The sequence below is a fragment of the Candidatus Edwardsbacteria bacterium genome, assembly GCA_018821925.1.
In the GTDB taxonomy this organism is placed as follows: Bacteria; Edwardsbacteria; AC1; order AC1; family EtOH8; genus UBA2226.
In genome coordinates, this window is the sequence record JAHJLF010000037.1 from 1 (window position 1) to 23,768 (window position 23,768).

Below are 23,768 nucleotides of genomic sequence, written 5' to 3' on the forward strand. Positions count from 1 at the left end.
AGCCCAAAATCAAATCAAAACAATCTTTGAGGCGGTAAAAGATATGAATACCGAGAAAGTCACCACCCGGACCCTGCTTAAGATGAAGAAAAAGGGCGAAAAGATCGCCTGTCTTACGGCTTATGATTATCTGACGGCCAAAATGGTGGACGAGGCCGGAATAGATCTGATCCTGGTGGGAGACTCGGTAGCCATGGTCTTTGCCGGATACGAAAACACCCTGCCGATAACCATGGAGGCCATGCTCTATCATACCGCCGCGGTCAAGCGGGGCGTCAAGCGGGCCATGGTGGTGGCCGACATGCCGTTCCTCTCCTACCAGACCTCGATATCCAATGCCGCCCAGAATGCCGGACAATTTTTAAAGGAGTCCGGAGCCGAGGCGGTCAAGATCGAGGGCGGCCGGGTAGCGGCGCCCATCGTCAAGAACCTGGTGGAGCGCGGCATCCCGGTGATGGGCCATCTGGGGTTGACCCCTCAGTCCATCCACAAGTTCGGAGGCTACCAGCTGCAGGCCAAGGACAAGGAATCGGCCGAGCGGCTGATGGCGGCGGCCAAGGCTCTGGAGAACGCCGGCTGTTTCGCCATCGTGCTGGAGAAGATCCCCTATCAGGTGGCCCAGAAGGTCAGTCAGGAGCTGACCATTCCCACCATCGGCATAGGGGCCGGGCCTTATTGCGATGGGCAGATATTGGTGGTGGACGACATGGAGGGCCGCTACGAGGGCTTCGAGGCCAAGTTCGTCCGCAGGTATGCCGACCTGGCCGGGCAGATGAGGACGGCCTTCAAGGCCTACCACAAGGACGTCAAGGAAAAGTCCTTCCCCTCGCTGGACGAGAGTTTTTCCCAGGAGTAGATAATTTAACCGCGAAGATGTCAAGGACGCAAAGGCTTCTTTTAAATGGAAAGTACTTTGCAAACAGCAAAGGCGCGAAGGACGTATAGATTTATGAAAAAAATACAAATAATAACTATATTTGCTTTTTTATCTGCAACAAGTCATGCCTTGATTTGGGAAAAGACGATTACGAGTTATCCAGATGGTGCGAAAAAACAAGTTGAAGTATATCACCATGAGATTAAGTTAAATGAAATCCTCTTTAGTCCTAAGGGCGACACTATTTTATTTAAAGACTATTTTTGGTGCACCTTGCCTTTCGGGAAGTGGAAGAAATATTCTAAAAATAATATAGTTTCCGACAGTGGTAGCTTTATTATCGGCGAAAAGGAATCGTATTTTATTGATAAAAAAATAAAGGGCAAATATTGTGAATATTACCATAATGGGAAAATAAAAATCAAAACCTATTTTAAAAATCGTTTTATAACAGATGAATGGAAAAGTTTTTATGAAAATGGTAATGTAGAATTAATAGGTTTACCGGAAAATGCAAATAGTTTTATTAACTGGGTTGGTTATGATACTTTAGGCACAATGTTATTTGCCAACAAGGTGGTTGATAAATATGAATATCATTGGACCTATGATAATAATGGTAATCCTAAATACGAGAGAATTTATAAAGATGGTAGAAGGATAATATATCGTTGTTATTACGATAACTTAAGAATAGAAGAAGAAATTCTGTCGCCTGTCGATACGTTATGGATGTTTACATATTATCATTCCAATGGGATTATCAATCATTTAAAAACAGAAATAAATGAACACGAACAAGGAAAGAGTATATCATATTATGAAAATGGTGGCATTAAATCTACTGGGAGTATGAATGGTTTTCAGTTTGCAGGATTATGGACATGGTACTACGATAATGGGAAAATACAAAAGCAGATTGATTTTGACAGTTTGGGTGGGCTAAATGGTAGATACGTTGAGTACTATCGTAACGGTAAAATTAAAACAGATGCTCATTTTAGCCAAAAGATGCTTGATAAAGATTTCAAAGAGTATGATGAAGAAGGAAAGATTACACGATTAATAAAATGCCCTGCCCAATCAAGACTTTATAATTTTAGTATAGGTAGGTCTGGCCCAGATAAAATTCAACTTATTATTAAAAAAAGTGAAAAGTAAACCGATTTTGCGAACTTAGCGTCTTCGGGGTTCAAAAATGAAAATAAGTAAAACTATAAAACAACTCCGGCAGGCCATCGCTCTGCAGGAAAAACAGGGTAGGCGAATAGGTTTTGTGCCCACCATGGGGGCCTTGCATGAGGGGCATCTATCGCTGATACGTTTAGCGAAGAAACATTCTGACTTCGTAGTTGTCTCGATTTTTGTCAATCCCACCCAGTTCGGGCCAAAAGAAGATTACAAGAAATATCCCCGCGACCTGAAAAAAGATGCGGCATTATGCAAAACAGCCGGGGCCGATCTGATATTTTCGCCAAGTCCTGAAGAGATATATCCTAAAAATTTTTCCACTTATATCAACGTGGAGGGCCTGACCCAGGGGCTGTGCGGGGCCTCGCGCCCCGGTCATTTTCGTGGCGTGGCTACGGTGGTGGTTAAATTGTTCAACATAGTTCAGCCGGACGCGGCGGTCTTCGGGCAGAAGGACGCCCAGCAGTTGGCGGTGATAAGGCAAATGACGAAGGACCTGGACCTGCCGGTAAAAATAATTGGCGCACCGATAGTGCGGGAGCGTGACGGGCTGGCCATGAGTTCGCGCAATGCGTATCTGACAATGGAAGAAAGGGCGGAGGCGCCGGCGCTGTATAGGTCTCTTCAATTGGCGGGAAGTATGGTAAAAAGCGGAAAGCGAAAAGCGGATAGCGTGAAACGTGAAATAGCGAAATTGTTATACCGTGATGCGCCGCTGGGGGAGATAGATTATATCGAGATAGTGGATAACGAGACATTAAGGCCGGTAAAGGTAATTCAAAAAAATACTTTGATCGCTTTAGCTGTGAAGTTTCCGAATGCAAGATTAATTGATAATATCGTACTTGCCTGATGATGGGATGAATTTATTCTGTCATTGCGAGAAAACTTCAAGGCAGAGCAGACGAAGCAATCTAGGCAATAGGGGATTGCTTCATCAGTCAGATAAAAGTCGGTTCGCAATGACCACTGGTAAATAATAAATCAACAAAAGGATAATATGTTTCGTATTCTCTGTAAATCCAAGATCCATCGGGCCACCCTGACCGGGGCCAACCTGCACTACGAGGGCTCCATCGCCATAGACCAGGCGCTGATCGAGGCGGCCGACATCCTGCCAAACGAGATCGTCCAGGTGGTGAACATCAACAACGGAAACCGTTTTGAGACCTATGTCATCAAGGCTCCCAGAAGGTCCGGCACCATCACCCTCAACGGGGCGGCGGCCCGCCTGGGCCTGCCCGGCGACAAGGTGATCGTTATCTCCTCCTGCTACAAGGAGGACGCCGAGGCCAAAAAGCACCAGCCCAAGATCGTCTGCGTGGACAACAGGAACCGCATCGCCAAAAAAACCAAGCTATGAGTTGCTGTAGCATCTGCCTGGTCCTGGCGGCGGGCCAGGGCACCCGGATGAAGTCCGACCTGGCCAAGGTCCTGCATCCCTTGTGCGGAAAGCCTTTGGTGGACCACGTGGTGCGCTCGGCCCAGAAGGCCGGGATCACTAAAACCATCGTGGTGATCGGCCATCAGGCCGAAACAGTAAAAGCCGCACTGTCCGGGCTTGGGGTGGAATTCGTGATGCAGCAGCCCCGGAAGGGCACCGGCCATGCGGTGATGCAGGCCCTGCCCATAATAGAAAATTTTACCGGAGACCTGCTGGTGCTGTACGGCGATGTACCGCTGATCAAGCCGGAAACCATAAGGTCCTTGTTGAAGAAGCATCGGGATGAAGAGAATGCCTGCACCATGCTGACCACCATCATAGAACAGCCGGGCTCCTACGGCCGGATCATCAGAGACAAAGACGGAATGGTATCCAAGATCGTCGAAGCCAAGGATGCCTCTCCCGAGGAACTGGCGGTCAAGGAGATAAACCCGGCCATATACGCTTTTGACAATCAACAATTGGTAAAAGCCCTGAGCCAGCTGACGCCCAACAACAAACAGGGAGAGTATTACCTGACCGACGTGATCGGGATATTCAAACAACAGGGGCTGAAGATATCCGGCCAGATAGTTTCCGACAGCCGGGAGGTGCTGGGGATCAACACTCCCGAAGAGCTGGCGGTATGTGAGGAATACCTTCAGCGTTAGGGCTAAAACATTTTTCTTTTAGTCATTGCGAGTGTAACGAAGCAATCCTCTTTAGGCTTTTAGGTCATGATACGCGAGTATTATTTCTATATAATGTCAAACAAATGGAACTCGGTATTGTATTCTGGCGTGACGAACAATCTCCGACGTCGTATTGCGGAGCATAAACAAATGCGTCCCGGAAGTTTTACTGCGCGTTATAACATTACGAAACTTGTCTATTTCGAGATTTTCAACGATCCCAGAGATGCGATCAGAAGAGAGAAACAGGTCAAAGCCGGCCCACGAAAACAGAAGCAAGAGTTGATCGAAAGCATCAATCCGAAATACAACGATCTGTTACTGGAACTATAAATCGTCCGGCGGAGATTGCTTCGTCGTTCACTTCGGGGAACTCCTCGCAATGACTGAAAAACGATATAAAACTGAATAAATGGCAACAGATCTGAAAAATCGTCCGGCCAAGACCGGCCGCAACCGATACCTTCCGCTGGCGGTGATATTCCTGATAGTCGTCATGGCGGTCATCGGCGGCTCGGTCTACATGCGCTGGCGGCAGAACCGGCAGGCCGATCTCAAGCAGAGAAAGGCTCAGATCCGGATCGAGGTGCTCAACGGGACCAAGAAAAGCGGGCTGGCCCAGGAGGTGGCCCAGCAGCTGCGGGACAGCGGTTTCGACGTGGTGGACATTGCCAACGCCGAGAACGACAGCTTCCCGGAGACGGTGGTGGTGGACCGGGCCGACGACGGCCAAGGCAACGCCATTCTGGTAGCCAAGGAACTCAAATGCAAAAACATAATACCCCAAATAGAACCAACATCATTATTGGAGGTCACAGTAATAATTGGCAAAGATCATCTTAAAGAAAAGAAAAAAGGCTTCCTCGGCATCAGCTTCTGATGTCTTGAAGAAGAGGCCCGCAGCAAGATCCAGGATCAAACCCGGCACCGCCAAGGCCAAGAGCCTGGCCCGGAAAAAACCGGCGGCGCCCAAAACGAAAGCCCCGGCCAAGATCCGGGTGGTCAGCCCCGGGCAACAGCTGGCCAGGGAAATAGCCCAGTTGACCCTCAACCGGAAGGCCTTCGATGTGACGGTGCTGGACGTCAGGGGGCTTTCCACCGCCACCGACTTCTTCGTGATCGCCTCCGGCGCCACCGACATCCAGATCCGGGCCATCCGCCGGGCCATCGAAGAGGGACTGCAGCCCAAGGGCATCAAGGCCCTGCATATCGAGGGCGAGAAGACCGCCTCCTGGCTGCTGATGGATTACGTGGATGTGGTGGTGCATATCATGCAGCCCCGGGTGCGTGATTACTACAACCTGGAAGCCTTATGGGGCGACGCTCCCAGCGAAGAGGTAAAGGATCAATGACCTAACCCCGACCCTTCCCCGTAAGGGAAGGGAGAGGTTGCGATATTTTATGATAAAAGACTATCTGCGGAAAAATATTTCCCGGACAATAGAGCAAAGCCTGGGACTGACGATCGATCCTTCCGAGATCGGGCTGGAGAAGCCCAAGCAGGAGGGCCACGGCGATTGGTCGACCAATATTGCCCTGAACCTGTCCAAAAGCCTGAAGGAAAATCCCCGGAAGCTGGCCGACAAGATCACTGCTTCTCTGAAGCTTGACCAGGAGCTGGTGTCAAATGTAGAGGTGGCCGGGCCGGGCTTTATCAATTTCAAGCTGGCTTCGGGCTGGCTGTACAGCGAACTGGTGACCCTGCTGGACAAGAAGAATTCCTTCGGCTGTTGCGACCACGGCAAAGGGGAAAAGGTCCAAGTGGAATTCGTCTCGGTCAACCCCACCGGACCGCTGCACGTGGGCCACGGGCGGGGAGCTTTCGTGGGCGATGCCATCGCCCGGCTTTTGCAGTGCGTGGGCTACGACGTCCACCGGGAGTATTACATCAACGATGCCGGCAACCAGATAGATAAGCTGGGCCGCTCGGTGCTGGCCCGTTTGAATCAGATATGGAACCGGCCATTTGAGTTTCCCGAGGGCGGCTACCAGGGCGAGTATCTTAAGGATTTTGCCGCCCAGCTGAATTCCGAACAGGGGGATCGGCTAAAAGCCCTTTCATCCGACGAGCTGCTGACCGAGGTCACCAGGATCTCCCGGGATGGCATGCTGGATAACCTGAAGCTGTCGTTAAAAGACCTGAAGGTGGAGTTCGATGAATGGTTCTCCGAGGTCAGTCTGGTGGAATCCGGGGCCATCAAAAACTCGCTGGACCAACTGAACCAAAAGGGATATCTTTACGATCAGGACGGAGCGCAGTTCTTCAAGGCCAGTGAGTTCGGGGACGAGAAGGACCGGGTGGTGATAAAGTCCACCGGTGAGCACACCTATTTCGCCGCCGACATTGCCTATATGCAGAATAAATTCCAGCGCGGCTTCCAGCGGCTGATCTACGTCTGGGGGGCCGACCATCACGGGGATATTCCCCGCATGAAGGGCGCCGCCCAGGCGCTGGGCCATGATCCCGATTCGCTGGAGTTCATCCTGATGCAGATGGTCCGGCTGATCGAAGAGGGCCGGGAGGTGAAGTTCTCCAAGCGCAGCGGGGTGATAGTCACCCTGGACGAACTGCGGGACGAGGTGGGGCCGGACGTGATGCGGTATTTCTTTCTGATGCGGCGCAGCGAGAGCCAGTTCGATTTCGATCTGGACCTGGCCCGCAAACACTCCGACGAGAACCCGGTGTTCTATGTGCAGTACGCCCATGCCCGGATCTGCAGCATCATAGACCATGCCCGGGAGAAGGGCATCGCCCGGGTAAAGAGCGACCTGGCCCTGCTGAAGGAGAAGGAGGAGATCAACCTGATCAAGGCCCTGCTGGAGTTTCCCGAGGTGGTGCTGGGGGCGGCCCTGGCCCGGGAGCCGCACCGCCTGCCGACCTACCTGCAGGACCTGGCCGGGGTGTTCCATACTTTTTACCACCAGCACCGGGTGGTGACCGACGATGCCGGGCTGACCCAGGCCAGGCTGGACCTGTGCGATGCCGCCCGGATAGTGTTCGCCAACGGGCTGAGCCTGCTGGGGGTCAGCGCCCCGGAGAAGATGTGACCTCTCCCTTTAGGGAATAGTTGACCTCACCCCGACCCTCTCCAAACGCATTTGGAGAGGGAGATAACTGGATAAAATGAAAAGCGTAAAAAATATTAGCGTCAGCACTGGGCGGCGGATAAAGGACGCAAAGCTTGAATTGGCCAAGAAAATGCGCCGTCAAATGACCCTGGCTGAACGTTGTTTTTGGAATGGTGTCAGGGGTCGTAAAATGCACGGTTTGAAATTCCGCCGCCAACAGGTCATAGATGGTTTTATTGCTGATTTTTATTGTAACGAGCTGAGACTGATCGTTGAAATTGACGGCGGTGTCCACGAATCGCAAAAAGATTACGACAAACTTCGTGAGTGGATATTAAGCCGGAATGATATCAAAATTATTCGCTTTTCCAATGGGGTTGTGATCCATCAGTTTGGGGAAGTTATAAAGCAAATCGGAGAACTATTGCCTCCCTCGCCAGATTTATCTGGAGAGGGCAGGGGTGAGGTCAAGATCAAATTCAAAACTGATTACCCCGGTCACGATGCTCTTTACCGTCGTAGAAAAGAATCGGGGTCGCCTGGCTGGGATGATGAACAGACCTGGCAAGCCTGGCGGAAGGAAATACTTGATCTGATCGCTTCCGGCGATCTCCCCAAATCGGGCAAGGTGCTTGAAATCGGATGCGGGGCCGGAGATGTTTCGTTATTGTTCGCCGAAAGAGGGTTTCAGGTCAGCGGGATAGATATCTCATCCACCGCGATCGAATGGGCCAAAGAGAAAGCGCAACAGGCCGGCATTAAAGCTGAATTTAACGTCGGGGATGTTCGTGATTTGGGGCTATGGGGTGATGAAACATTTGACATCGCGATCGACGGGCATTGCCTGCATTGCATAATAGGGAATGATAGGACTGAGGTTCTCAAGGAAGCATACAGGGTTTTAAAGCCCGGCGGATTGTTTTATGTAAGCACCATGTGTGGCGAGCCCAAGGACCCGGAAGTTATCAAGATGTTCGATGCCGAGACAAGATGCACGGTTTGGGGCGGAGTAGCCAGAAGGTATATCGGGAAGCCGGAAGATATTTTAAAAGAGATAAAACAACACGGATTCAAAATCGTGCGGCACGAAGTTCAGCTAAATAAAGACTCGCAGGACGGCCTGGTTGTGCTGGCGGAAAAATAAATCCTGTTCTCAGGAGATGAATATGAAACTAATAATGTTTCTGTTCACATTTTATGTTGCGGTAACTATTGTGGGATGCGCCTCGTTGCCTTGTCTTGAAAAAAGGCTGCTAAGTGAAAATGATAGTATCATGGGAAGGGCTCGTGCGGAACTCGATAACACATGGAATACACAAAAACTAGTGGACCTATCGCAGAACTTGATACCAAAAGCCAAATATGGCAATCAACGTCAATCGCTTATGGCTTTTCAAGCTTTAGCTTCAATGTATGTCTCTGGTGATTATTTTGGTTTGAGAGGATACTCTGTTGTCGGTGTGGCAGCAACACCATTTACCGAAATGATAGGAAAGCAAAGAACATTAATACAGCAATTAGATGATAAATGTATTGACAATTATTTGCTAGCGATCGACAATGGAAATCCTGAAACAAAAATATTTTGTATTGATATCTTAAGTCAAGCGCAACCTATTTATACGAAAACAGTTGATCACTTGATCAAAATATTAAATAGTGACTGGGAAAATCCATCATATCATGCATATTGGGCGTTAAAGAAAATCGGAACATTACAGGCCTTGGAGGCTACGGCACAATACGACCAAGTCTATAAAAAGCAATAAACCATCTGGATTCCCGATTTTTCGGGAATGACACGAAGGAAAAACATGCGTTACAAAGATGCGGGCGTCAACATTGACGCCGGGGCCGAATCGGTCCAAAGAATAAAAAAACTGGTCCGCTCCACCTTCACCAAGAACGTGCTGACCGACATCGGCGGGTTCGGCGCCCTGTTCGACGGCTCGCTGAAGGGCTACCGAGAGCCGGTGCTGGTCTCCTCCTGCGACGGGGTGGGCACCAAGCTGAAAATTGCCCTGATGGCCAACAAGCACGACACGGTGGGGCAGGACCTGGTCAACCACTGCATCAACGATATCCTGGTGCAGGGGGCCAGACCGCTGTTCTTCATGGATTACGCCGCCTTCGGCCGGCTGGATCCCCGGGTCATGGAGCAGGTGGTAAAGGGTTTTGCCAAGGCCTGCAAGGAGAACGGATGTTCTCTGATCGGCGGGGAGACCGCCGAGATGCCGGGCATGTACGCCATCGGCGATTACGACCTGGCGGGGTTCATCGTCGGCGTGGTGGAGAAGAAAAAGCTGATCACCGGAAGGAACATCAAACCCGGCGACGTGGTGATAGGCCTGTCAACCAATGGGCTGCAGACCAACGGCTATTCGCTGGCCCGCAAGATCCTCTTTGAAAAATGCAGATACCAGACCAATACTTATCTTCCGGAAATAAAGTCCCCCGTGGGTGATGCTTTGCTCAAGGTCCATCCGTCCTTCCTGGGGCCGGTCTCTCCGCTGATGGACAAGGGCCTGATAAAGGGCATGGCCCACATTACCGGCGGCGGGTTTTTGGATAACATTCCCCGGGTGCTGCCGGAGAAATGCGGGGTGGAGATATCTCTCGGATCCTGGCCGGTCCTGCCGATATTTGATCTTCTCCAGAAGAAAGGCAACGTGCCGCAGGACGACATGTACCGGACGTTCAACATGGGGATAGGATTTGTTTTGATAGTGGCCGAGCGGGATGCCAACGAAACATTAAAAATGTTGAAAAAGTTTAAAACGTTCAAACCGTACGTGATTGGCCGGGTGGTGAAGGGTAATAGGATCGTTAAATTATTACCAAAAGAGTAAAACATGAAAAAAACAGTATTAGTGTTTATTCTCTTGCTTGCTGCAAAACTAGCATTATGCCAAGAGCCTGTTTATGAACTTGGGTATATGTATCATGGAAGTGATATGCTAGATGCCGGAGATGGTGGAATGAGTCCACTCAAAGTAAATATTAATAAAATTAGTTATAATTTCTTAACCAGAAAATATTCAATTTCAGGAAAGATAGATTATATATTTTCTGCACCAACGGACACAATCCCCGATGGTATTTTTGCCATTTTTTTAGGATCAATAGAAGTTGTCCCCTGTTCTTTAGGAACCACCTGGACTTTATCATCAACAACTGGAAAAATTGTTGCCACAAAATCAATTCAAACATTTAATAATGGGTGCTTTAAGTTCAAATTACCTAAAAATTACAACAAGAAAATTATTTTTACTGCATTTGCAGCACAGGTTGTTGAACTTTCATTGGATAGCATTATTCATTTGTCGAAAAGTAAATAAATGTTGCTAAGTGTAATAGATCTTTAAAAATTATGAAAATCCTCGTCAATGAAATAGCCCAGGAGATAGCCTTGGGATCAACGGTCTCCGATGCCGCGCGGCTTTACAAGAACAACGCCGATCTGTTCATCCGCAACGGCTTTCCCTGCGGCCAGGATGTCAAGCTGGAGGACGGCGACCGGCTGGTGCTGATTAAAAAAGGCGAGATGCCCAAACGCGAGGAGCTGGAGCATCTCCTTATGGCCCGGCACACCCCCGGCGTCCACGAAAAACTGAAGGGCGCCACGGTGGGCATCGCTGGATGCGGCGGGCTGGGATCCACCGCCGCCGTGGCCCTGGCCCGGGCGGGCATCGGCCATTTGATCATCGCCGACTTTGATGTGGTGGAACCGTCCAATCTGAACCGCCAGCAGTATTTTGTGGAGCACATCGGGAAACCGAAGGTGGAGGCTTTAAAAGAGATCATCCAAAAGGCCAATCCCTTTGCCATGGTGGAATGCCATCAGGTGCGAATCACCCCGGCCAATGTGTCCCAGCTGTTCAAAACCGCCGATATTATCGTGGAGGCATTCGACTTGGCCGATCAGAAGCAAATGCTGGTGGAGGCTGTCCAGGAGCAGATGCCGGAGAAACCGCTGGTGATCGGCAACGGCATGGCCGGCTGGGGCGATAACAATCTTTTAAAGACCAGGAAAGTTGGGAATATTTACGTTTGCGGGGACGAGATCAGCGAGGCCGGGCCGGGCATGGGCCTGATGGCGCCCCGGGTGGGCATCGCCGCCTGCCTGGAGGCCAACCAGGTGCTGGAGATCCTGCTGGGGGCCGATCCCAGGATCAAAGCCTTCATCGAACAGGACAAGCAGAACATTTTGAATATAAAGAAAGCCAAAGGGGAAAGATGCTGAAGGTCAACGGGCAGGACCATCCCTGGCATCCGGGGCTGAACGTGGCCCTGCTGTTAAAGGAGAAGAATTACATATTCCACGCCATCATCGTCAGGGTCAACGACAAATACGTTTCCGGCGAGGATTACGAGAGAACAGCCGTCAATGACGGCGACGATGTCCAGGCCATTCATCTGATAACCGGCGGCTGAGACCATCATGAGGTCTTTCACGATCTTCATATTCATCTCCCTGGCCATCCTGATCTACGCCCTGGTCAATTTCTATATCTTCGTCAAGGGATGGCAGTCATTGGATAGTGTCCGCAGGGAATGGCGCTTGGTATATGCGATCGTCTTCGTCTCCTTTGCCCTGTCGTTCATAGCCGGGAGGTTTTTGGAAAGGGCCGGCAGCAGTGTGTTTACCGAGGCGCTGGTTTGGATCGGCTCCTTCTGGCTGGTGGTGATGCTCTACGGATTTCTGGCAGCCGCGCTGTCCGATCTATTCTTTCTCTTGGCCAATCTATTCAAGATAAAAGCACTGCAAACCATTTTACTCGGATCGTCTCTTAGATTGGGAACCTTTTTCGGCACGGTGGGGCTGATACTGATCATTACTGTTACTGGCTTTTTCAATGCCTGCAATGTCCGGGTCAAGAAACTGGAGCTGAACATCTCCAAGAATGCCGGGCAGTTCAAGCAGTTGAATATAACCATGGCCTCGGATATCCACCTGGGTACCATCATCGGCAACGGACGGCTGGGAAGGCTGGTGGACAAGATCAACGCTACGGAGCCGGACCTGGTCATTTTGGCTGGCGATATCGTGGACGAGGACATCGGGCCGGTGATCCGGCGGGATATGGGCAAAAAGCTCAAGGAAATAAAAGCCCGCTACGGGGTGATCGGCATCACCGGCAACCACGAATATATCGGCGGGGTCAAGAAGGCCGTGGAATATCTGGAGGCCCACGGCATCAAGATGCTGCTGGACGATAAGGTACTGATCGCCGATGCTCTGTGGGTGGCAGGAAGGAAGGACCGTAGTGGGGCCCGGTTCGACGGGAGCCCCAGAAAGCCGCTGAAAGATATCCTCTCCGGAATTGATACAAAATTACCGGTGATCCTGCTGGATCACCAGCCATTCGATCTACAAGATGCCTCATCTAATAATGTTGACCTTCAGCTATCGGGCCACACCCATCACGGACAGCTGTGGCCGCTGAATTTCATCACCAACCGGGTCTACGAAAAAAGCTGGGGCTATCTGAAAAAGGGCGGCACCCATTTCTACATCTCCAGCGGGGCCGCCACCTGGGGGCCGCCGGTGCGGACCGGAAGCCATTCGGAGATAGTCAGCATTAAGATCAATTTCAACCAATAAATACATTCAGGAATTTTTTAAGACAGATGCTATCAGACCAATTCGGCAGAAAAGTGAACTACCTTCGGGTGTCGGTCACCGACCGCTGCAACCTGCGTTGCTGCTACTGCATTCCCCCGGACGGCGTATCGTTAAAAAAGCACCAGGACATACTGACCTTCGAGGAGATCGAGACCATCGTCAGGGCCGGGGTGGAGCTGGGCATCAACAAGGTCAGATTGACCGGCGGCGAGCCCCTGTTGCGGAAGGGCTTTCCGGATCTGGTGCGGAAGCTAGCGGCCATCGAGGGCCTCAAGGACCTGGCCCTGACCACCAACGGCGTTTTACTCGGGCCCATGGCCACGGAACTGAAGGAGGCCGGCATCAAGCGGGTCAACGTCAGCCTGGACACGTTAAGGCCGGAGCGTTTCAAACGGATGACCGGCAGCGACCAGTGGCAGCAAGCCAAAGAGGGGTTTGAGAAGGCCCTGACGGCGGGCTTTGAACAGGTCAAACTTAATGTGGTGGCGATAGCCGGCTATAATGATGACGAGGTGGAGGATTTCGTCAAATATGCAATGGACAAACCGATACAGCTTCGGTTCATCGAATTCATGCCGGTGGGTAATAAATTTTGGGAGAAAGATAAGCACCTGAATTCAAAGAAGCTGATAGAGCGGATATCATCTACCACTACCATAGTGTCATTGCCCCCTTTGAAAAACACAATCACCGAGGAATATCAGATAGTCGACAGCCCGGCCACTCTGGGGTTCATTTCCCCCCTATCGCATTCTTTCTGCCGCGGCTGCAACCGCCTGCGCCTGACGGCCGATGGTTTCCTGAAGCCCTGCCTGGCTTCGAAACATGAGGTCAACATCAAGTTTCCGGTCAGGGCCGGGCACGCTGGCAATGAACTGCGGCGGGTGTTCTACGAGGCCATGAGATTGAAGCCCAGGGCCCATAAGATGGATCAGGGCGCTTGCGACAATACCCGACATATGGCCGAGGTGGGAGGATGAGATGTTGAAAAGCAAAAACAAAAAAGCAAAAACAAAAAGGCCAGGAGAATTGTCTCATACCAACTCCAAAGGTCAGGCGCGGATGGTGGATGTCACCAAAAAAGAAAAGACCCAACGGATGGCTGTGGCCTCCGGGCGGGTAAAGATGAAGCCGGCTACTCTCGATCTGATCGTAAAAAACAAGATCGCCAAGGGCGATGTGCTGAGCGTGGCCAGGATCGCCGGGATCCAGGCAGCCAAGCGGACCCATGAGCTGATACCGCTGTGCCACCCGTTGGGGCTGACGCAGGTTGAGGTCGACCTCAAGATAAATAAAAGATCTTCGGCGATAGCGATAACCGCCACCGTAAAATGCGCCGACCGCACCGGGGTGGAGATGGAGGCCCTGACCGCGGCGGCGGTGGCCTGCCTGACCATCTACGATATGGCCAAGGCGGTGGACAAGGGGATGGTGATCTCGGATATCAAGCTGCTGGAGAAGCGGGGAGGGAAATCGGGCGATTGGCAGAGGGATTGAAAGTCCCCTCTTGCTAGAGGGGATTTAGGGGTGTGTCCATGAAAGTATATTACAATGCCAAACTAAAAGAGAAAGCCCGCTACCTGCGGAATAACAGCACAAAGGCAGAAATTAGATTATGGTTGCATCTCAGAGGTAAAAAGGTAATGGGCTATGATTTTCACCGGCAGAAGCCGATAGGCAATTATATTGCGGATTTCTTCTGTCCCAAACTGAATTTAGCAATTGAAGTCGACGGATATACCCATAGGTTTAAAGAGGTCGTTAAAAAGGATCATAAAAAACAGGGGTATCTTGAGGATCTGGGCATAACAGTCTTGCGTTTTAAGGATGAAGAGATTTTTTATGATATCGATTCGGTGTTGAATGGGATCAAGCAGTACATAACTGGACACGTCCCTCGTTCCCCTCTATGAAAGAGGGGAGGAACACACCCCTAACCCCTCTTATTAGAGGGGAATAGAAAGCATATGGGCAGAATAATTTCCATAAATATCAGCACCCGCAAGGGAGAGAAAAAGATCAGCGTTAGATCTGCTGTTCTGAAAGTGGACCACGGGATAACCGGCGATGCCCATGCCGGAGACTGGCACCGTCAGGTCAGTCTTTTAGCAGAGGAGAGCGTGGACAAGATGCGGGGCAAGGGGGTCGAACTGCACCCCGGAGATTTCGCCGAGAACCTGACCATCAAGGGGATCGACTTGAAAAATCTGAAGATCGGCCAGCAACTGAAGATCGCTTCGGAGATAATTTTGGAGATAACCCAGATCGGCAAGGAGTGCCATAACGGTTGCGCCATTAAACAGCAGGTGGGCGACTGCGTGATGCCCAGGGAAGGGGTGTTTGCCAGGGTGATAAAGGGCGGGGGCGCTAAGATTGGGGATAAAATAACAATAGAAGATTTGTGCGCGGGGAAATTAATGATCGATGACATAAGTGACATTGCAGCTTTTTACAATAACGATCCTGATGCCGAGCATTTCCGTTTGGAGCGGCACCAGCTTGAATTTGATCTTACCTGCCGTTATTTGGAAAAATATTTGCCGCCCAAAGGCTCTATTTTGGAGATCGGAGCAGCCACTGGGCGCTATACTATTGAACTTGCTAGGCAAGGTTATGACATTACCGCTGTGGACATATCTGAAAAAATGTTTGTTAAATGCCGCAGTCTTCTTCAATCCGAAGGACTTGAACATAAGGTAAAATTTATTATTTCTGATGCTCGGGATCTTGGCCCGGTTTCTAAAAATGATTATGACGCCGTTCTGATGATGGGGCCGCTTTACCACCTGATTTATGAGAATGATAGAATACTTGCATTAAAGAATGTGTTTGCTCGCTTAAAAAAAGATAGCCTTATCTTTACCACTTTTATCAGCAGGTATGGTATTTTTGGCGAGGTGATGAAAAAGGAGCCAGGGTGGATTGACCATGAATCCGAAGTGAGATCGGTATTGGAGTTTGGACGTGATCCAGAGCATTCCCCAAAAGGGGAATTTCGTGGTTACTTCGCAAACGTATCAGAATTGGCACCTCTCCACGAGGCTGTTGGTTTTAAAACTATTGTTGTCGCAGGTGTCGAACCTGGTATTTCTGCTGAGGATGAAATTTACAATACGCTAGTGGGAAAGCGCAGGGAACTTTGGCTAAATCTTCTATTCCAGACTAGCGCCGAACCGACCACTGTCGGAGCGTCAAGGCACCTCATATACATCGGAAAAAAATAATGGTTATCAGAATCGCCATATTAACCATCAGCGATAAGGGCGCGGCCGGACAAAGAGAGGACCTTTCCGGGCCGGCCATCAGGGAGATGCTGTCCGGTCTGGATGCCGAGATCGTGGCCGCCGAAATCATCCCCGACGAGCGGGTGCTGATCGCCGAGAAGCTGATGCATTATGCCGACAAGATCTCCTGCGATCTGGTGCTGACCAGCGGGGGCACCGGCTTCTCGCCCCGCGACGTCACTCCCGAAGCCACCCTGGAGGTGATAGACCGGCTGGTGCCGGGGATCCCCGAAGCTATGCGAGCCAAAGGGCTGGCCAAGACCCCGATGGCCATGATCTCCCGGGCGGCGGCCGGCATCCGGGGGCGGACGTTGATCATCAACCTTCCCGGCAGCGTCAAGGCGGTCAGGGAGAACTTGGAGGTGATCCTGCCGGTGCTGCCCCACGCCATCGAGATACTGCGGGGAGCGGGCGGCGAGTGCGGCAATCATTCAAACGGCAAGAAATAAAAATCGGAATATAAATTGCGAGGTGATCTCATGGCTCTGGACAAGACTACTTCCCAGCATAACCGCTGTTCCTTCTGTGGACGGGCCTCCAGCGAGGTGGCTCATCTGATAGACGGCCGGGAGGCCGCCATTTGCGGTGATTGCGCCATTATCTGCAGCGATATCCTGAGCAAGGAGAAAAAGATAAACGGCTTTCTCACCAAGGAGGAGCTGCCCATCCCGGTGGATATCAAGGCGGTGCTGGACGAGTACGTCATCGGCCAGGACCAGGCCAAGAAGACCCTGGCGGTGGCGGTCTATAATCATTATAAGAGAATACTCTGCGCCGGCACCAATCCCGAGGTGGAGCTGGACAAGAGCAACATCCTGGTGATCGGGCCCACCGGCACCGGAAAGACCATGCTGGCCCAGACCATGGCCCGCCTGCTTAAGGTGCCGTTCGCCATCGCCGACGCCACCACCCTGACCGAGGCCGGGTACGTGGGCGAGGACGTGGAGAACATTCTGGTGCGGCTGCTTCAGTCCGCCAACTACGACCTGAAGAAGACCGAGATCGGCATCGTCTACATCGACGAGATAGACAAGATCACCCGCAAGTCAGAGGGGCCGTCCATCACCCGCGACGTTTCCGGCGAAGGGGTCCAGCAGGCCCTGCTCAAGATCCTGGAGGGCACCTTGGCCCACGTGCCGCCCCAGGGCGGCCGGAAGCACCCCGAACAGCCGCTGGTGCCGGTGAACACCAAGAACATCCTGTTCGTCTGCGGCGGGACCTTCGACGGATTGGAGAAGATCATCAGCTCCCGGATCGGCACCAAGAGCCTGGGCTTCGGGGCGGAGCTGCGGGAAAAGGGCAAGGTGCCCATCGGCGAGGTGCTGGCCAAGGTCCAGCCGGACGACCTGCTGAAGTTCGGCCTGATCCCGGAGCTGATCGGTCGCCTGCCGGTGATCTGCACCCTGAACGACCTGGACAAGGACGCCATGATTGATATCCTGACCAAGCCCAAGAATGCGTTGGTCAAACAGTATCAGATATATTTCAGCCTGGAGGGCGTCGAACTGGAGTTCCTGCCCGAGGCCCTGGAGGCGGTGTCCGAAGAAGCCTTAAAGCGCAATACCGGAGCCCGGGGCTTGCGCGCGGTGCTGGAGGGGACCATGCTGGACATCATGTACCAGCTGCCCTCCAACAAGAACATCGCCAAATGCATCATCGGGCGGGAGGTGGTGGTGGGCAACCAACAGCCGCGCTACATAATGAAGGACGAGCAGGAGGCGGCCGCCTGATCATTGTTTATTGCTAACGTAGTGCGACACAGACCCGTTTCTTTAATTGTCATTCCGGGCTTGACCCGGAATCCAGTATTTTGGCTTTCTGGATTCCTGCCGGAGTCCGCACTAAATGCAATGAAGCGCAGGAATGACGGTCTTTGGTACCACAATTGAATCCTATTACTCCTGTCCAATTTGCTTGCGGGTCTGAATCGCTTTTGAAACATCATATAAAGGAATATAAAATGAAGAAGAGCACCGTGGTCATAGGGGCCCAATGGGGCGACGAGGGCAAGGGTAAGATCGTCGACCTGCTGGCCCGCCAGGCCGATGCGGTGGCCAGGTTCCAGGGCGGGGCAAACGCCGGGCATACCGTCAAGGCGAATGGCCGGGAATTCGTGCTGCACCTGCTGCCGTCGGGCATCGTCCATCCCAAAAAGCCATGCTTCATCGGGAACGGGGTGGTGCTGGATCCGCCGAGCCTGATGGAGGAGATCGCCCAGGTCCGGTCCCAGGGGATCAAAGTTGACGGCCGGCTGAAGATCAGCCCGCTGGCCAACCTGACCATGCCCTATCATAAAATGCTGGACAAGGCCCGGGAGGCGCAAGGCGCCGGGGCCATCGGCACCACCGGACGAGGCATCGGGCCCAGCTATATCGACAAGGTCGGCCGGCTGGGCATCAGGGTGGGGGACCTCCTGCAGTTCGATGTTTTCGCCCAGAAGCTCAGGGAGAATCTCAAGGAAAAGAATTTCCTGCTTAAAAATTATTATAAGGTTTCGCCGGCATCCTATGAGGCCATCATAAAAGAATACCGCAAATATCCCGCCCTGCTTAAGCCCTATATGGCCGACGTCTCCCTGCTGCTGAATCAGCTGATGGCCTCCGGCAAAAAGGTGCTGTTCGAAGGGGCCCAGGGCACTTTTCTGGATATCGATTTCGGCACCTATCCCTTTGTCACCTCTTCCTCCACCATCTCCGGGGGAGCCTGCACCGGACTGGGGATCGGGCCGGGATCTGTAGGCAGCGTTCTGTTGGTGGCCAAGGCCTATACCACCAGGGTGGGGAACGGCCCATTCCCGGCCGAGTTCGACCCCAAAATGGCCGACTTCATAAGGCGGAGGGCCGGCGATGAATTCGGCCGGACCACCGGACGTCCCCGGCGCTGCGGGTGGTTCGATGCGGTGATGGTCAAACGGGCGGTGCAGGTGAACGGGGCGGACCAACTGGCGGTCACCAAACTGGACGTGCTGGACGGAATGAAGCAGATCAAGATAGCCGTCTCCTACGGGATCAAGGGCGGGGGTTATCCCTGGACCACCGAAGAGCTGTCCTGCTGCCGGGTCAAGTACATCACCCTGCCGGGCTGGGACAAGCCCACCGGGGGGATCCGCAGCTACGGCCAGCTGCCGGCCAACGCTAAAAAATACCTGCAGACCATCGAAAAGCTCACCGGGGTCAAAATTTCCATCGTGTCGGTGGGGCCTGACCGCGAGGCTACTATCTTCAGGGCTTAGGGTATTCACTTTATTTGCTTGACCTGATGGGATTTTTATTGTAAAATTAATAAATTACGCTAAAAGCATGATGTTTTAACCCGGGAGCCAGTAGCTCAGCCGGCAGAGCACCGCCCTTTTAAGGCGGGAGTCATGGGTTCGATTCCCATCTGGCTCACCACTAAAGATCATTAATAATCTCTATATGGAGGTGTAAAATGGCGCCTCAGGATGTTTTGAAAAAAGTAGTCCTGTTCAAATATCTCTCGCCCGCCGAGCTGGAATCGCTGGAGAGCAAGCTGGAGAAGCGAAAGGTTGCCAAGGATACGGCGATATTCCAGGAAGGGACCGTTGGCAACGAGATGTACCTGATCACCAGCGGAGAGGTGGAGATCAGCATCAAGCGCAACGATTCCAAGCTGGTGCTGGCCGAACTGGGGGAGAGCTCTTTCTTCGGAGAGATGGCCCTGATCACCGACAAGCCCCGCACCGCCACGGCCACCGCCCTCATTGATAGCGAGATGTATGCCCTGTCCAAGGAGGAGTTCCAGAGGCTGCTGATGAAGGAGCCCCAGCTTTCCGCCCGGATGCTGCTGGCCATCGCCGAGATACTGTGTGACCGCATCCAGTCCACCAACGAGAACCTGGAGACCTATTTTCTGATCAACCGGGCGATAGTGGACAACGAGCAGTTCCGCCGGCTGTATATACACAGCCATGTAAAATAAAATCACTTATTAAGTATGTCCCCATCGACTAGCGGTTAGGTCACCACTCTTTCAAGGTGGCGGCACGGGTTCAAATCCCGTTGGGGACGCCATTGTTTGCACCGTGCCGCTACCTTGAACTGATGAATGCGGCACCCCGATAGAATCGGGGTTGGGGACGCCATTTTTTGTGCCGTGTCGCCACCTTGAGATGAGGCTATTTTCTGGCAGTTTTGCCGGATCATAATCTAGGCTGGTTTTTGAACCAAGCTGTTGGGAGACAAAAATAAAAAGCACTTGACAAACAACCTAATAAATTGCTACTATACAACTTGGATGTGTGAAAAGGAAATATTAAATAAGTTAATGATTTTCCTGTTCCATGAATTTTAGTGTTACTACAGGTACAGATAGAAAACATCAGTTAACCCAACTCTATATTATTAAGGAGGAGTACAAAATGAAGCGAATTGCATTTGTGTTCACAGTTCTGATAATGGTAGCCGGGATGGCTATGGCAACCCCTTCCATGTACGGAAGCAACGGACTGGTCAGGACCATCGCTCCCGATAACTGCGGCCCAATGAGTTTTGGGATCGGTTTTCGTGGGTTCTTCTCCATGGGCGATATTGACACCAACTCATCTTGGATGAGCATCGATGTGGTTCCCATGGGCAACATCGCCTTCAACGACATGCTGGAACTGTCGATCGCTCCGACTTACTCCTTCAATCAATGGTCCATGACCACCCCGGACACTTCCGGGTGGGAAAACGGCACCAAGGACGCCAGGATCGGCCTGAAGGCCACCTTCCTGCGGGGAGAGGGCTTCAACATGGGCGCCTACCTGGGATACGACTACCGCTGGAATAAAAAATTCAGTGGATATTATGCTTGGGTCAATGAGGCTTGGGAAAAGGACTCCAATTACACTCCGACCGGAGTGATCCACTTCACCCTGATCCCGGGCTACAACGCCGGCAACTTTAAGGCCCACCTGAATCTGGGCATGGCCATGAACCTGGACAAGTATGATGTCGGTGATGGCGTCAATAGAATTTACCCGAATATCGGGATTCCGTTCGGCTTGGGCATGTCCTACGATGCCGGAATGGTAACCCCGTTCCTGGAAGTAACCGGGAAAGCCGGGTTCGATACCCTTCAATATTATGATTTTACAGCTACACCGGTTGATTCAGTAAAACGCGGCATCATGAACAATCCTTTCTGGGTGACCGGCGGACTGCGTTTCGACTTTGGATCCATCAAGATGGATCTGGGCGGCGAAATGAATTTCCAGACCGATGACACTACACATACCGTCAATATGCTAAACGGCAAAGGCCTGGGCAAGGGTCTTGATTGGCAGGTATTCATGGGCCTGGCCTACACCAAGTGCAACCTTGGTCCCAAGGTTCCCCCCACCGGCATCATCTCCGGTAAAGTGGTTGACAAGGCCGGCAAGGGCCTGGCTGCTGTGGTCATGGCCGGCGGTATCACCGCCAACACCGACCCGGCCACCGGCGCCTACACCCTCAGCGGCGTGCTGATCGACAAAGCCCCGGTGGAGATCAAGGCCGACGCCAAGGGCTACATCGCCAAGCAGGCTTCCATAATGCTGACCAAGAAGAACAAGAAGAAACCTGCCATGCAGGACTTCACCCTGGAGCTCAAGCCAATTCCGGCCAGCGAAGTCACCGGCATGATCACCAACTATAAAGACGGCAGCCCGATGGCTGGTGCCACGATCAACTTCAAGGGCCCCAAGGCCGTCATCGCCAAGACCGACGCCGCCGGCAAGTATACCGCCAAGCTGGAGCAGGGCAACTACCAGGCAGTGGTCAGCGCCGATGGCTTCAAGAATAAGACTTTCAGCGTGGTTGCCAAGGATGGCAAACCGGCAGCCCAGAACATCGCCCTGGTGAAGCAGAAAGAGACCTTTACCTTTGGCGACATCTACTTCCCGTCCGGCAAGGCCGCTATCACCCCCAAGGCCGAGGCCAAGCTGGAGGGCCTGTACAAGGTCCTGAGCGAGAACCCCGAGATCAAGGTTGAGATCGCCGGGCACACCGACGGATTGGGATCCAACAGGGTCAATTTGAAGCTGTCCCAGTCTCGTGCCGAGGCAGTGAAAACCTGGCTGGAAGCCAAGGGCATTGCAGCTGACAAGCTGGTGGCCAAGGGCTATGGCGAGAACAAGCCGATCGCCAGCAACAAGACCAGAGCCGGCAGAGCCCAGAACCGCCGCATAGAGATCAACGTCATAGACTAATAGGATATCCGAACAAACTTATTAAAAGCCCCGCTTGTTAAGCGGGGCTTTTAATGAATAATTATAATTAAAAAATCACTTGACAAAGGGCCTAATAAATTGCTATCATTAAGTTTGAATACAGGTTTGATGGAATTAATTTAAATATATTTTGACTTAAGGAGGTGAAGGATTGATATTCTTATCTCGTAAGGATTTTTATTGCTTCATTATTAATTAGTTTAACGGCAACCCAGCGGCACTACATGTTGTGGTGCCGTATATTCCAAAGAAGATAATCAAATAACCAACACAATTAGGAGGTCAAACAAAATGAAGCGAATTGTATCGGTATTCGCGGTTCTGATGATGGTGGCCGGGATGGCTACCGCAGCCCCGTCAATTTACGGCAGCAATGGCTTGCTGCGCACTATCTCAGCCGACAACAACGGTCCGATGACCTTTGGCGTTGGCGTGCACGGCATCATCTGGATGAAGGACTCCACTGCCAGCGACCCAAGCAAAGTAAACCAGTATCTCATCGTTCCTGGTTTGAATTTCGCCATCAATGATATGTTCGAATTATCCGTGGCTCCGGTATATCAGATGCAAAAAGTCACTTGGGGCGGAGTAGATGTCGACAACAACGGACTTTTAGACACCAGGGCTGCTTTGAAATTCTCCTACAAAGCCAGCGATGCTTTCTGCCTGGGCGTCTATGCCGGGTATGATATTCCCACCATTTCCGACACCTTGAATCCCATGGCCAGCGACAGCGTCTATAAGCACACCGGGGCGATTTATGCCCTGCTGATCCCCGGCTTCGATTTCGGCGCAGCTAAATTAGACCTGAACGTAGGCTTGGCTTACAATTTGGATAAGTATGAAGTCGCCGGCGTCAATTATGTCTATCCCAACATGGGCATCCCGTTCGGATTGGGCTTCAGCTATCAGGCCAACGACATGTTCATGCCCTTCCTGGAGGTTTCCGGCATGTATGTGATGGACACCACCAAATATGCCCAGATTGGCGGCACTACTGTCAGCCGTGGCGTGATGAATAACCCGCTGTGGATCACCCCGGGCGTGCGCGTTTCTTTCCCCTTCGGTTTGAACATTGACGCAGCTTTTGATTACAACTTACAGACCGAGGACAGCACTCTGCCCGCACTGACCAGAGAACAGGATTGGCAGATCATTGCCGGCCTGAGCTATGCTCCTGCCAAGGCCACCGGTCCCAAGGTTCCCCCCACCGGCATCATCTCCGGTAAAGTGGTTGACAAGGCCGGCAAGGGCCTGGCCGCCATGGTCATGGCCGGCGGCATCACTGCCAACACCGACCCGGCCACCGGTGCCTACACCCTCAGCGGCGTGCTGATCGACAAAGCCCCGGTGGAGATCAAGGCCGACGCCAAGGGCTACATCGCCAAGCAGGCC

General features: G+C 52.0%; 26 protein-coding genes and 2 tRNA genes. All 28 read left to right on the forward strand.

The window, feature by feature from the left end:
* The first annotated feature begins 43 nt into the window (after positions 1 to 43).
* A complete protein-coding gene (panB, locus tag KJ869_03470; GenBank protein ID MBU1576250.1) occupies positions 44 to 856 on the forward strand; it encodes a 3-methyl-2-oxobutanoate hydroxymethyltransferase in 813 nt (270 codons plus the stop codon).
* Between the two features lie 93 nt (positions 857 to 949).
* Positions 950 to 2,038 (forward strand): hypothetical protein, encoded by a 1,089-nt coding sequence (locus tag KJ869_03475; GenBank protein MBU1576251.1) that lies wholly within the window; start codon positions 950 to 952, stop codon positions 2,036 to 2,038.
* A gap of 37 nt (positions 2,039 to 2,075) precedes the next feature.
* Positions 2,076 to 2,921, forward strand: coding sequence for a pantoate--beta-alanine ligase (gene panC / locus KJ869_03480; GenBank protein ID MBU1576252.1), 846 nt, complete (start codon positions 2,076 to 2,078; stop codon positions 2,919 to 2,921).
* 147 nt (positions 2,922 to 3,068) lie between these two features.
* Positions 3,069 to 3,431 carry an aspartate 1-decarboxylase gene (locus KJ869_03485; protein ID MBU1576253.1) on the forward strand — a complete coding sequence of 121 codons (363 nt, stop codon included), beginning with the start codon at positions 3,069 to 3,071 and terminating at the stop codon, positions 3,429 to 3,431.
* Complete coding sequence (locus KJ869_03490; GenBank protein MBU1576254.1) at positions 3,428 to 4,162, forward strand: NTP transferase domain-containing protein; 735 nt, start codon at positions 3,428 to 3,430, stop codon at positions 4,160 to 4,162. The genes KJ869_03485 and KJ869_03490 overlap by 4 nt, the downstream gene beginning before the upstream one ends.
* Positions 4,163 to 4,255: 93 nt before the next feature.
* Positions 4,256 to 4,516: a GIY-YIG nuclease family protein gene (locus KJ869_03495; GenBank protein MBU1576255.1), complete on the forward strand. Its 261-nt coding sequence runs from the start codon at positions 4,256 to 4,258 to the stop codon at positions 4,514 to 4,516.
* A 79-nt stretch (positions 4,517 to 4,595) separates the two neighbouring features.
* Complete coding sequence (locus KJ869_03500; GenBank protein MBU1576256.1) at positions 4,596 to 5,063, forward strand: LytR C-terminal domain-containing protein; 468 nt, start codon at positions 4,596 to 4,598, stop codon at positions 5,061 to 5,063.
* A gap of 118 nt (positions 5,064 to 5,181) precedes the next feature.
* Positions 5,182 to 5,535, forward strand: a complete 354-nt coding sequence (gene rsfS, locus KJ869_03505) for a ribosome silencing factor (protein ID MBU1576257.1) — start codon at positions 5,182 to 5,184, stop codon at positions 5,533 to 5,535.
* 49 nt (positions 5,536 to 5,584) lie between these two features.
* On the forward strand, positions 5,585 to 7,231 hold the full coding sequence (locus KJ869_03510) for an arginine--tRNA ligase (protein ID MBU1576258.1): 1,647 nt from the start codon (positions 5,585 to 5,587) through the stop codon (positions 7,229 to 7,231).
* A 76-nt stretch (positions 7,232 to 7,307) separates the two neighbouring features.
* Complete coding sequence (locus KJ869_03515; protein MBU1576259.1) at positions 7,308 to 8,396, forward strand: DUF559 domain-containing protein; 1,089 nt, start codon at positions 7,308 to 7,310, stop codon at positions 8,394 to 8,396.
* 22 nt (positions 8,397 to 8,418) lie between these two features.
* Positions 8,419 to 9,021, forward strand: a complete 603-nt coding sequence (locus KJ869_03520) for a hypothetical protein (protein ID MBU1576260.1) — start codon at positions 8,419 to 8,421, stop codon at positions 9,019 to 9,021.
* Positions 9,022 to 9,048: 27 nt separating this feature from the next.
* Positions 9,049 to 10,101 carry a phosphoribosylformylglycinamidine cyclo-ligase gene (purM, locus tag KJ869_03525; protein ID MBU1576261.1) on the forward strand — a complete coding sequence of 351 codons (1,053 nt, stop codon included), beginning with the start codon at positions 9,049 to 9,051 and terminating at the stop codon, positions 10,099 to 10,101.
* 3 nt (positions 10,102 to 10,104) lie between these two features.
* Positions 10,105 to 10,590, forward strand: a complete 486-nt coding sequence (locus KJ869_03530; GenBank protein MBU1576262.1) for a hypothetical protein — start codon at positions 10,105 to 10,107, stop codon at positions 10,588 to 10,590.
* A gap of 32 nt (positions 10,591 to 10,622) precedes the next feature.
* Positions 10,623 to 11,495, forward strand: a complete 873-nt coding sequence (thiF, locus tag KJ869_03535; GenBank protein ID MBU1576263.1) for a sulfur carrier protein ThiS adenylyltransferase ThiF — start codon at positions 10,623 to 10,625, stop codon at positions 11,493 to 11,495.
* Positions 11,489 to 11,686: a sulfur carrier protein ThiS gene (gene thiS, locus KJ869_03540; protein MBU1576264.1), complete on the forward strand. Its 198-nt coding sequence runs from the start codon at positions 11,489 to 11,491 to the stop codon at positions 11,684 to 11,686. Before thiF ends, thiS begins: the two co-directional genes overlap by 7 nt.
* 7 nt (positions 11,687 to 11,693) lie before the next feature.
* A complete protein-coding gene (locus tag KJ869_03545) occupies positions 11,694 to 12,857 on the forward strand; it encodes a metallophosphoesterase (protein ID MBU1576265.1) in 1,164 nt (387 codons plus the stop codon).
* A 26-nt stretch (positions 12,858 to 12,883) separates the two neighbouring features.
* Positions 12,884 to 13,858 carry a GTP 3',8-cyclase MoaA gene (gene moaA / locus KJ869_03550; GenBank protein MBU1576266.1) on the forward strand — a complete coding sequence of 325 codons (975 nt, stop codon included), beginning with the start codon at positions 12,884 to 12,886 and terminating at the stop codon, positions 13,856 to 13,858.
* Position 13,859: 1 nt separating this feature from the next.
* Positions 13,860 to 14,375 carry a cyclic pyranopterin monophosphate synthase MoaC gene (gene moaC, locus KJ869_03555; protein MBU1576267.1) on the forward strand — a complete coding sequence of 172 codons (516 nt, stop codon included), beginning with the start codon at positions 13,860 to 13,862 and terminating at the stop codon, positions 14,373 to 14,375.
* A gap of 38 nt (positions 14,376 to 14,413) precedes the next feature.
* Positions 14,414 to 14,791 (forward strand): endonuclease domain-containing protein, encoded by a 378-nt coding sequence (locus KJ869_03560; protein MBU1576268.1) that lies wholly within the window; start codon positions 14,414 to 14,416, stop codon positions 14,789 to 14,791.
* 54 nt (positions 14,792 to 14,845) lie between these two features.
* Entirely contained in the window at positions 14,846 to 16,102 is a 1,257-nt protein-coding gene (locus KJ869_03565; protein ID MBU1576269.1) for a methyltransferase domain-containing protein, read from the forward strand.
* Positions 16,102 to 16,611 (forward strand): MogA/MoaB family molybdenum cofactor biosynthesis protein, encoded by a 510-nt coding sequence (locus KJ869_03570; GenBank protein ID MBU1576270.1) that lies wholly within the window; start codon positions 16,102 to 16,104, stop codon positions 16,609 to 16,611. The genes KJ869_03565 and KJ869_03570 overlap by 1 nt, the downstream gene beginning before the upstream one ends.
* A 30-nt stretch (positions 16,612 to 16,641) precedes the next feature.
* Positions 16,642 to 17,892, forward strand: a complete 1,251-nt coding sequence (gene clpX, locus KJ869_03575) for an ATP-dependent Clp protease ATP-binding subunit ClpX (protein MBU1576271.1) — start codon at positions 16,642 to 16,644, stop codon at positions 17,890 to 17,892.
* 230 nt (positions 17,893 to 18,122) lie between these two features.
* Positions 18,123 to 19,394 carry an adenylosuccinate synthase gene (locus tag KJ869_03580; protein ID MBU1576272.1) on the forward strand — a complete coding sequence of 424 codons (1,272 nt, stop codon included), beginning with the start codon at positions 18,123 to 18,125 and terminating at the stop codon, positions 19,392 to 19,394.
* Positions 19,395 to 19,478: 84 nt separating this feature from the next.
* Positions 19,479 to 19,554 (forward strand) — tRNA-Lys (locus KJ869_03585).
* Between the two features lie 37 nt (positions 19,555 to 19,591).
* Positions 19,592 to 20,101: a cyclic nucleotide-binding domain-containing protein gene (locus KJ869_03590; protein ID MBU1576273.1), complete on the forward strand. Its 510-nt coding sequence runs from the start codon at positions 19,592 to 19,594 to the stop codon at positions 20,099 to 20,101.
* A 17-nt stretch (positions 20,102 to 20,118) separates the two neighbouring features.
* Positions 20,119 to 20,193 (forward strand) — tRNA-Glu (locus KJ869_03595).
* Positions 20,194 to 20,540: 347 nt separating this feature from the next.
* Positions 20,541 to 22,352 (forward strand): OmpA family protein, encoded by a 1,812-nt coding sequence (locus KJ869_03600; GenBank protein ID MBU1576274.1) that lies wholly within the window; start codon positions 20,541 to 20,543, stop codon positions 22,350 to 22,352.
* A 312-nt stretch (positions 22,353 to 22,664) separates the two neighbouring features.
* Positions 22,665 to 23,768 (forward strand): hypothetical protein (locus tag KJ869_03605; protein MBU1576275.1); only part of this gene is annotated, 1,104 nt, incomplete at its 3' end.